Here is an 11,221-nt window from a genome sequence, read left to right on the forward strand (position 1 = left end):
GGCTTACGCAAGTTTAATTTTAAGAACCATTTCCTGCTGATGGTGATGTTTATAATTTAATACATACCGGTCCTGAACTAGGATTGAGTCAAGTACCTCATCATTCAGGGAGGCTTTGATTATCCGTTCGACCTGAACCCCTTCAAACACCATTTCTCCCAACAGGTCTCGCTCACCAAACAAAGTGATTTCAATCAGTCCATCTTCAACGGCAACATTAAGGATATCAGAAGTACAATGCAGTAACTCCAGTCCTGTGATAATTTCCAAACCCACCGGGCACAGAATCCCATAGAGTGGCGGCCAAATCGTTTTCTCTCCTGAAAAAGGGATATTAATCCGTTCACCAGATTTAGGATGCGAATAGGTTACGTGCCCGGTTTTTGCCTCATTGTAATAATTCCCCACAAAAAGGACAGAAGAAGATTGTGGAGTAAAACGTTGCCTAACTGAAAGGTCATCATTACTTGTAAAAGCATTGGATATCCTGGCACCGGATTTTTCAAGCAATGCCTTATAAACTGGTTTATGTCCCTCAGTATCAAAACCGAGCCAGGTACCTAGATGAAGCATCTTCCCTTTGCCCAGGTTTTTTTCAAACCCACAAGGAGCACCGGAAAGAGTTCGGGCAATTATTTTAGCATTTGACAGAGTATTTTCATCAAAAACCATTTGGGGATTGGCACACTTGATATCCCTTAAGCCAAGGACATCAATAAGGGGTGAATCAATGACAAATTTCCCTGAAGGCTTTATGGAGATAGCATCGCGCAAAATAGTGCAGGGATTTTGTGACATCTCTCTGTCGGGCAAATGAGGGAAAATGACCAGGTGACCTCCCGCCTTGGTGTAATTCATCAAAACCTGTTGTTCCCTTGCATCCATTTCATCGGTCGCGAAGGCCCATACTTGCTTGTATTTTTCTAATCCGGCAGCTTCCACCTGGCTTAGGTCAGCCATATCGTAATCGACATTGAGTAGCTGAAGAACTTTCAGCAGTCCGTCGAAATAGGCTGGCCGGCGGATGGCTGAAGGGACAAAAGAAAGAGCACTAGCGCCTGTTTCGGGGCGTTCCAGTTCGGATGCATAATAAGGCGGATAAAAAAGGACACAAATTTCTGCCCTGCGCCTGGCCTCTACAATGAGGTTTTCCATAAAATCCACTATACGACTCATCCTTTTCACCAATGGGAAGGCGTTGGATTTTTCTCCTTCAGCTGTCAGGGGCGTAAACCAATAAAAGGTATCCCCAGAATAGCCCTTCCTTTCGGGATTGCGCCCCTGGGAGAACATATAGTAGTTCCATCCCATTATCCCGTTGGAAATGCTGGCCTTATAGAAAAGCTCCATTTCACGGGGATTGGTGACAACATGATATTCACGTGACCCGCTTTGAAACTCAGCAGCGAAAAGGTGCTTATTACCCTGCGTGGCACTGGTGATATCATTGATGATGCGGTCGTCATGCATATTCCTGTAAGAAAGGAACTCTGGGATATGATCTACCCCAAAACTAAGTTCACTCTTTTCACCATACAGGTCCTGGTACATAGTAATATTCACCGGGAATTCGTATCCATGGCCATAAATCCAGCCCGGGAGATTATGGTATACGGGGACGGTAATTCCCCGGTCCCTGGCCATACGAATCAGCATCCTCAGGTACTCTCCATAATAAGTACGCCAGAAACGATGCCACTCATGGTCCCTGCTTCTGTCGCCCCGGGATTCATAGGGAAGGTTGCCATCAGGAGGAAGTTCAATCTGATCAAAACTATCAAAGTCAGTTCCCCATAGTTCATTCATTTGCTGAACACTTGAAAATCTGTTTTTTAGATATTGACGGAACCTTCCCCTAACAGGGCCTGAATAGTCAGCCTGATGGGCGAGCCAGGAAAACAAGCCAATCTCATTACAGATCTGCATCAAAATAACCGGCCCACCAGCACGCATCTCATACCCACTGATCAGTGGCAAGACTTGGTCGTACCATAAGGTAAGATTTTGAAGATACGCGGGATGGAACAAAGACACGCCCTCACTGGAAACAGCCTCTCCCCGGCTGTTATGCATCCGTACACTGGTCCCATTATTATCCAGAAACCAATCAGGCAGCCCAGCCCCTCTAAACTCAGCCAAAATAAAAGGGCCAGGTTTAACGATACAAGTCAAACCATGCGCTTTGCATAATTCGAGCCAGCCTACCAGATCACGCTCAGGCAGGGAGTCCCCTTTAAAGTCAAAAAATCCTTCTTCCGGCTCATGCCAAGCCCAAGGGACGTATGAGCTTACGGTTTTCAGACCAGCCTCCCTGGCTGCCTGAAGATGCTTTTCCCAATATTCCCGCTTAATCCTGAAATAATGAATCTCACCTGAGTTCAGGAAGGTCTTGCGGTTATTAGAAACAAAATTTTTATCTTCAATTCGAAACGTCATATACCATTGATTAGTGTTTTTGAAATAAACAAGTCATCAGGCAGTGGCTTCAGCAATATCCCGGTCCCGATTACGGATTCGGAGAAGTTCCTTAATCTCGTGTGACCGTTTCTCAGTCAGGGCATAGCGTGTGATAAAGAAAATGGAAAAAATGCTTAGCATAATAGGCAATCCAATTTCAACCACTCGCATCATCAAGAGGGTAAATGGAGATTGACGTTTCAATGGCACAATAAGTTGCTCCACCGCATCCAATTCCTTACCCAATGCTTCTTTTGATGCGCCGGGTTTCATTTGTTCCAGATGGTTCTCCAAATCTTCAAGATGACCCGTTAATACTTCGTGGTGTTCATTATCCTTTCTTTTCTCTAATTCTCTTTCTTCGAGGTGAGTTTTTAGATCAGAAGTCCGATCTATGGCCTTGTCAACAAGACTGAAAAAATTCACCGTGCTTTCTTCATTTTCTTCAAGATTTTCCCATTCAACGCGCATCTCCCTTACGCTGCCTTCCAAGGCATCCACTTTGGTGACCTGCGTTTGATCAAATTGTGTAAATACTATCAATGAGCCTGCCACAAAACTGGCCAGGGCAGTCCCCATTTTAATGAACCACCAGAAAATGGAATAAAAGCTACCTTCAGTTCGATGCCCCGTATTGAGATCATCCTCATCGCAAATGTCACCCACCATAGAAGATCCCAGCGTAAAGAAAAACAACATACCTGCTGAGAGCAATAAGGTTGGAATAATTATCAGGTAAGGATATTTAGGATTGTAACATACAATCTTTGACAGCTGAGCAACAACCATCAGGGCAATGGCAATCATTAAGGTTTTCCTTTTGCCTATCTTGGGGCTGATCCAGTTCAGGGGAAAAACGGCAAGCAATCCAGTCACTGCCCATACTGTGCCATTAATACCCAACAGGTATGCACCAGCCACTTTATCCCCACCAAATACATAAAAGATTGGAATGTAGGATCCGAGCAAGTTTACAAAATTAAAGCCCATGGCAAGGGTAAAAATGGTCAGGGTAAGCAGGATGAAATTCCGGTTTCCGAAGGTATGTTTCATATCGCTCCAGAAAGGTGTTTTTGCCTGCGCAGAAACTCGTTTAAATCCGGGTTCCCGCAAAGAAAAGAACCACCATATAGAGAGTGGAATCAACAATCCAGCGACCATTAGTGAGACATAACGCATGCCATCTGCTTCATTACCACCCGGACCCCTGAATACCTCCATATTGGCCAGGGCAAATAGCCAGGGGGTACTCATGGCAAAAAGGTTACCCACAAAACTCTTGGCACTGAAGAGCTTGGTGCGTTCGTGATAATCGCTGGTCATTTCCATGCCAAGGGCACCATGAGGAATTTCAAATATGGTGCAGGCTGTAAAAAACAGCAAGAGAGAGATCAGGATATAAACCAGTTGAAAAGCCTGGAATCCTGCCTCTGAAGGAAACCAGATTCTGATCATTTCCCCTTTGGGCACCCACCACATCACTACAAAAAAGACACCTACCAAGATCCCCCCAAGAAGGATAAATGGCCTCCTGCGCCCAAACCGGGTACGTGCATTATCAGAAAGGTGACCGATGATAGGGTCGGAAACCGCATCCCATAAACGCGGGATGATCAAAATGACCCCCAGCCAAAATGCGCTCAGGCCCAAACTGATATTGCCCATCAGCCCAACCAGTATGCCAGCAACATTAAACAGGGCGATGGGAATAATGCCCCCTGAACCATAGGCGGCCATTTGGGCAAAACTTACCCTGTCAGTGGAATTGTTGTTAGTTGCAGCAACGGACTCAGCCTGTTCCATATTAAGATTGTTTTCGGAAAATTTAATAATAAATCACCACTTCTGCAGGAAACTCACTCACTTGGATCTTTTTTTCATTATAGTTCAGACTCTCCTCCCCATTAATGGTCACCCTGACAGGCTTCTTTGACTGGTTGAAGTTCCGGATCTCCAATCCATTGAAAGGAAGTTCCAGGTCGCCAAAGATAGAAAATACATAATGCCCTTCTGCCTTTTGAATGGCATATGAGAGCTTGCCATAATAGGTGGGAAGGTTTTCCACTGACATCCCTTCTGGGGCATCGATCCAGTCCTGGTAAAGAGCAGGTGCCAGCACCAGCGACTCATCATAATCATTTTCATAAACAAACATACTGCGGACGGCGTTCAGAAAATCACTGCCTACCCAAGTGTGGGGCATATCGCCGATAAAACGGGGAATACGGTAGTCTTTCCAAACAACTTCAGCCCAGTGATGCCACCCGTGCGGGCGCTGGTCACCAATGAAAAAGTCTATAAGTTCATGTGCCCTGTCTGGTTGATCTAAAAGGATAAAGGAGCCAATGAGCCGGTTTTCATAGGGGGTGTAATTTACCCATTCACGGATACCATCCCTGCGCGATTTAAAAAATTCATAATACCGTTCAAAAGTATTGTAAATCTCAGGTTTAGGTAAATTTATCAACTCGTTGCAAGGGGTCAGGGCTACTGTGGTGGAGGTAGGGTCAAAATCTCCCAGTTCAACACAACCGGGGATATAATCAATCCCACGGGTTTTCATGGCCAACCTTAATGAGTTGTAAAGGTTTTGTGTGAAATTATCCCTGACGACGGTAGTGGAAGCAAGGGCTTCCTGATTGCCCAGAATGCGCTGGATTTCCACTGCATCCTTCAGGCCCTTCATAATGAAAAAGTTATCCCAATAGGAGTGCATGGGTTTTTCGGAATATCCCTCGTGACTGATGGATTCCGGAACAATGCCATAATAGGCTCGAATACTGTCATTCCCATACTTAAAATGATCGGTGGATCGTTCCGAAACCAGGGATTCAATATAATCCACGGCGGAAAGAACATTTGGATTCAGTCTTCTGAGGAAAGCAGTATCACGGGAAAAATTGAAATATTCGCGTATTAGGTAAATAAGCTGTCCGTGGCTGTCGTGTTCAGGTACCGGATCGGGGCCCCTAAAATCGACCACACAAGGCACCTTACCGCTTTCATATTGATAAGCCGCATACCACAGGATAAAATCGCGCACTTCATCAACAATCCCTGCTTTCAGCAAGGCCGATGAAGTCAGTGAACCATCCCGTATCCAGCTTCGCTCGTAGGAACGGGAGCCGGGTTGAATGCCTGCCGCATCCCTGTTGATCAAAATATATACCAGATTGGACCGGTAAGTATCAATAATTTTGTCTGCCGACTGGGGTAAATTGAACCGGATCAGGTCAATTTTATCTTCCCAGAATTGATTGGTTTCTTGAAATTCCTTACGGATGATTTCATTGCTAAGCATAATGGGATCAGGCTGCTGTTCATAAAAAGGAACAACCAGAAAAAACTCCGTTTGCTCCCCCGGCTGAAGCCGGATTAAATATTTCAAGACCCCACTGGCAAGGCCTTCCGGGTCAGAAACAGCTTTTTGTTCAGGGATGACCCCTTGTCGGAGAAAGTCAACGAGACTCCCTTCGTCAAAACCAATAGCAGAGAAGTAATCGTAGTCCCTCAAACTGTAAATGATCTTTTCATCCACATTTATCACCCTTCCTGGATTCATTTCCCGGATGGATTCAATCCTACCGGTTCCACCCGGCAGGTTCAGAAACTGGTAATAAGGATTTACCTGGAATGGGCGTACGAGCAGAAATAATTCCAACTCTTTTATCTCACTGGAAAGGTTTTTAAACGCATATCCAATGTTTAACTGGGAATTTTTGTTGGCCTCTCCGCTGGCAGAAATACCCGTAACAAATTCCACATCTCCCATATTCCAAGTCACCGAAGGAGAAAACTGAAAACCTGGAAAATCATCAAAAAAATCAAGAGACTGCTGCGCATCAACCTTGCTCCAGTTATAAATCTGATCACCCATTTTGATCATGGGTTCAATGGAAAACAAGGCCTTTTCCACCTCCACCATTCCGTCTTCATTGATCAGGGCTTCTTTACGGTCGTTGTTCACGCCCATGACAGTCCAGTATGAAGCCTCATCACGGAAGTACCTGGGATAATCTCCTTCCGGTGAATGGCCTGCAACATACTTAAGGAAATCATTCATTGTGGCAGATTGCTCAATATCAAGGAGTCTGAGTTCCCGTATTCCAAATCCTCCCTCATGATTATTTCCCAGCAGCCGAATCTTAATATAACGTCCCTCTACTTCAGGAAGCCTGACAAAACTGGTGTTTCCCTGGTTGGCACTGACAGAGTATACTTTTTCCCAATGAATGGCATCGTATGAGAGCAGTACCTCAAAAGCCCTGGCAGCATAATCCTCCAGCCAATCGATCTCAAGCCCCCCAATTTCCCTGCGGACTTGAAAATCCAGATCGACATACTGGTTCCTTCCCCTCTTGCTAAACCACCAGGTTTCCTGTAATCCATCCAGCATGAGGGATGGGGTTTGCTTTCTGGCAGAAGATGCTGCTTTTACCAGGGGTTCAGGGTAGAACTCAGGTTCAGGATCCAGTGGCTTAAGGGTTAGGTTATCTATCCAAATAGTGCCTTCCCCGCCCACAAAGGAGGCAATGGTAAACTCGATCCGGTCAATCCGCTTAAAACTACGATCATCGGTAGGGCCCCAGGCAAAACCAATATGCCTTGGCCTTATGCGGATCCTGGTCCATTCCTTTGGAAAATCGTAATTGCGATTGTTAACCCACCAGACATTATCACCACTCTGATCAATGAACTTGATTTCAAAATTATTGGAAGGAGACTCTGCTTTTACATAAAAGGAAATCTCAAAATTTTCCGGTAAGTCAATGGGGAACCATTTCTGAATACCGCCATAGCCTGTACCCTTAGTGAAATCATAGTCAAAGCGGATGGCTTTACCTGTCATTCCCTCATCCTTTGAAACATCTAGTTTAACACCGTCCGATTGGATAACCTCCCACCCTTCGGCATTTTCAAAATCATCCAGGGTGATCTGCCCCAAGCCATCAAATGACAAAAAAAGAAAACTGAATAATAAAACAACGAAAACCCTTATTGTATATCTCATGATCATTGTTTTTGAACAAAGAAAAGAACTGAGATACTAAAACTTATTGCTCCAAATATTCAAAGCCTAATCTTGCAAGCCCTTTTTGAATAATCGGATCTATCATCACATAATCCCAAACCAGGCCAGTCCTGAAATTCTCAATCATAATAAGCAAAGGGCCTTGGGCAACGCCAATATAATCGTCATTTACCCAGTTGGCAGTATGGTTAAAGGAGTCATAAAACCCATACTTCCCCCAGATGCGATTACCATTTCTCTCAAACATGGATTTAACCGTGGGCAAAACGATTTCCGGGGCAAAAGGGAGGGAAGACAGAGCGGCATAAGGAGCAATGGTCCCATCATCAAAATAGTTATACTCCGGCCCTGCAGCACCCCTTCCGGCATATCCGTAAAAATGCCTGTCATCAAAGTTGTATACTTCACCGGGTCCATCACTGGCAGTCACCCCCCAGCATAATGAGTCATACCCAACCCATCCATGGGGGTTTTCTATGGCATATTGCTGTTGAACCAGGGTTGCCCGCCTTGAGTTTTCAAAATAATCAATGCCTTTTTCTTTCATATAGGGATCTACAAGTCCGCGAAAATCAATAAAGGCATGCGAAAACTGATGGCCAAAAAGCGGGGGAAATGCCACGTGGGAGAGTCCTTCATAGGGAGTTTGCCATTTGTAGGTTTCTATCCATGCAGCATAGCTTCTGTCCACGTTTTCCATATCCATCCCGGCCGCAAGGATATACAGGAAAAGCCCTTCATTATATCCATACCATCCCCAGTCAATCAGGCCGTCCTCGGGTTTCCACCCCATCGAAATGGTGTGGGGATGCCTGCTGTCATCCGGCATGTCAAAGAAATTCCAGTTCATCCGGTCCAGAAGCCTTCCTGAAAACTCCCGGATGGCTTTCTCTGTTTCATTGGCCTGACCATAATAATTCCGCGCAAAAAGTATTCCCATGGCCAGCAGACCAGTATCTATGGAAGATAATTCGCTCCTCCAAACACGCCTTCCGGTCTCCATGCTCAGAAAATGGTAATAAAACCCCTGGTAACCTGTGACATTGGTATCACGACTTTGTTCTGAACTCATCAGGAAATCAAGGACGTTAAATGTTATTTTTGCAGCTTCTTCGCGGGTAATCCAGCCTCTTTCCGCACCAATGGCAAAACACGGAATGCCAAAACCTGTGGAAGCAATACTTGAAGGTGCTGTTCGTGATGCCCTGTCCTTGACTATACCCCATACCGGATGATGCTCATGAAGGAAGAACTGGAAAGTCTTTTCCTGGATGGAATCCAATAGTACTTCATCTTCAGGGCTTAGGGAATAATCCACTTTCCCAAATGACTTGTATTCTGTATTCGGATTTGCATTGCAAGCGGCGAGAATCAATCCTAAGAAAATTATTGCTACGTTCTTCATTTATTTTGGGGTTTTGAGGTTCATTTATACCATTCAAAAACCTTCTGCCCTTCCTGTCTGAGAAACCGCTGGGAAAGGCACTCCTTTAGTCTATTTTTCAATCAAGCAACAATCAGTTGCTGATGCCCAGTTTATTCATTGCTTCATCCACTTCAGGAGCAGACATGAACAGGTCCCAGCAAAGTCCTGAGCGATAGTTTTCGATCATGACCACGATGGGGCCCTGGTCTATGGCCAGGTAAGAATCAGCCCACCAGCCCTCCCCTGGGTTAAATGCATCATAAAATCCATAAGGTCCCCAGAGCTTGTCACCCAAGGTATAATAAAAATGTCTGAGAGCATCCATGGATTCTGCCGGTGTGAAAGGCATGGAAGACAATGCTGCCGTTGGCGTCAGGGTACCATTGTCGCGGGTAGGCTCGTGAACGGCATACCCTTCCGGATCATCGCTTGCTGTCAATCCCCAGGCATCTTCTCCATATCCCAGATGGCCCGCCGGGTTGAAGATGCAGTGTTGCCTGTTGATCAGGCTGTGGTTTACGTTCTGAACCCAGTAATTGGCATACTGGTCCGACAGGTTTTGCGGATTCAGTCCCATAAACGAATAGTGGGCAAAAAACAGCGGTCCACCATAGGCATATCCAACCGGCAGCTCTATGCCGTAATAGCTTTGCCCGTTGATGATCCCACCCTCATTGGCCCAGCCTTTATGGTACACAGATGCCGCAATGGGGTAGGTGGTCGAAGTAGCGGCCATGAAATAGGTGATCAACGCCTCGTTGTAACCCCTGACCTGCATGTTCATATCCCAATTGTAGTTGGGTGACCAGTGCCAGTATAACACATCCTGCCCTCCGCGTGTATACCAGTCCCACTCTATGGTTCCAAGCAAGTTATTGATCTTCCCGATCATTTCATTTTCAAAGGGGATCCCAGAATCCAAGTACTGCCTGACTGTAAGCAGACCTGCCGCCATAAATGAAGTCTCCACCAGATCACCCCCGTCATCTTTTGAACCAAAGGGAATGGTTTGCCCGCTTGTTCCATTCATCCAATGCGGCCATGCCCCGTGATGACGATCGGCAGTGCCAAGGAAGTCAATAATGGTGTTAAGCCTGCTTATCCCTTCTTGTCTTGTGATAAAATTCCTTTCAATGCCCACCAGAATAGCCATCAGGCCAAATCCACTACCACCAATGGTAACCGTTTCTCCTGACAGATAGCGTTCGCGGGTAAGCCCGCTCACGGGATGTGCATAATCCCAGAAATATTTAAAAGTTTGTTGCTGCACCAGAGTTAATAGCTCATCATCGCTAATGGTCGGGAACTTTTGAGAGGGATTCAGGCCAGTTACGAAAAACCGCATAAAACCATCAAATTCATATCCTCCTGCAGAGACCAGGGCTGATGAAATAATAAAACGGAACTTCGTGTAGTAATCCAGTTCTCCATCATTCGTGATGGTTACTGTTTTCTGGTCTTCCGAAAGGGCTAATGAATAACTAATAGAAGGGAAAAAGGAAAACTTACCAGCGTAATTTTCAGGATTCAGGGCTTCATTAAATCGAACGACCAGTTCCAGTTCATCGAATGCAATGCCCTTCAAGATTGACCCTGAACTCATATTCAATCCGTTCAGGGTTATTTCTTCAATGAGCAGGCGGCCCTGCTCTGTTGTGAGGTCAAATTCTATGCCAGGAAAACTCTCTTTTTGATCCCCATTTAAGTTTTCTGAAATTATCAGGCTGTAATCCTCTTGATAGGATAAAGGCTCAATGGGCGATAGGACGGCGGTCTTGTTCTGATCTAAAAAAGAAATGTTTGCTGCAATATTTCCGGCAAACCCTTCCCTGGAAAGGAAAATGTTTTCTTTTGCAGAAGTGGTGTCAAGGGCTGCGGAAAATTCAATATAGAAACTGCTCCCAATGGGAATATCCACTGAAGTCTGTCCTGCTTGCAGGACCGTGCTTCCCGCCCTGGCACGAATTATTTGCAAAGAACCCGTATGCGGATTAACCGGGTCTTCTTTACAGGAAGACACAAGGAAAATGCAAAATATTAAAACTAAAACACGCCTATACCTAGCCATATGGAATGGAGTTATTAAACAAAGGCGGGCCGAAGCCCGCCCTTGCATTATTAACCAAAACCAACCCTTAGGGTTTTTCTGAATCATACATCAGTTGAATCTCAACTGGTGAGAGCACTTTATGGTAAATTCTTACATCGTCAAGTTGCCCTTTAAAATGGTTGGCTCCAGGGAAGTCATAACCGCCCCAGGGTTCATTATCCCACATCGTACCGGCACGTGACTGAATAAAACCAAA

At 45.4% G+C, this 11,221-nt stretch carries 5 protein-coding genes; all 5 read right to left on the bottom strand.

From position 1 onward, the window contains the following. Positions 1 to 3: 3 nt before the first annotated feature. Positions 4 to 2,436 carry a beta-galactosidase gene (locus V2I46_03770; protein ID MEE4176608.1) on the bottom strand — a complete coding sequence of 811 codons (2,433 nt, stop codon included), beginning with the start codon at positions 2,434 to 2,436 and terminating at the stop codon, positions 4 to 6. Between the two features lie 36 nt (positions 2,437 to 2,472). Further along, the gene (locus V2I46_03775) at positions 2,473 to 4,260 is read right to left on the bottom strand and encodes an MFS transporter (GenBank protein ID MEE4176609.1); all 1,788 of its coding nucleotides are present in this window, start codon (positions 4,258 to 4,260) and stop codon (positions 2,473 to 2,475) included. Positions 4,261 to 4,282: 22 nt separating this feature from the next. After that, a complete protein-coding gene (locus V2I46_03780; protein ID MEE4176610.1) occupies positions 4,283 to 7,468 on the bottom strand; it encodes a discoidin domain-containing protein in 3,186 nt (1,061 codons plus the stop codon). A gap of 43 nt (positions 7,469 to 7,511) precedes the next feature. Beyond that, positions 7,512 to 8,894 carry a glucoamylase family protein gene (locus V2I46_03785; GenBank protein MEE4176611.1) on the bottom strand — a complete coding sequence of 461 codons (1,383 nt, stop codon included), beginning with the start codon at positions 8,892 to 8,894 and terminating at the stop codon, positions 7,512 to 7,514. A 112-nt stretch (positions 8,895 to 9,006) separates the two neighbouring features. Further along, positions 9,007 to 10,890, bottom strand: coding sequence for a glucoamylase family protein (locus V2I46_03790; protein ID MEE4176612.1), 1,884 nt, complete (start codon positions 10,888 to 10,890; stop codon positions 9,007 to 9,009). Positions 10,891 to 11,221 lie beyond the last annotated feature (331 nt).

The sequence above is a fragment of the Bacteroides sp. genome (assembly GCA_036351255.1).
Classification (GTDB): Bacteria; Bacteroidota; Bacteroidia; order Bacteroidales; family UBA7960; genus UBA7960.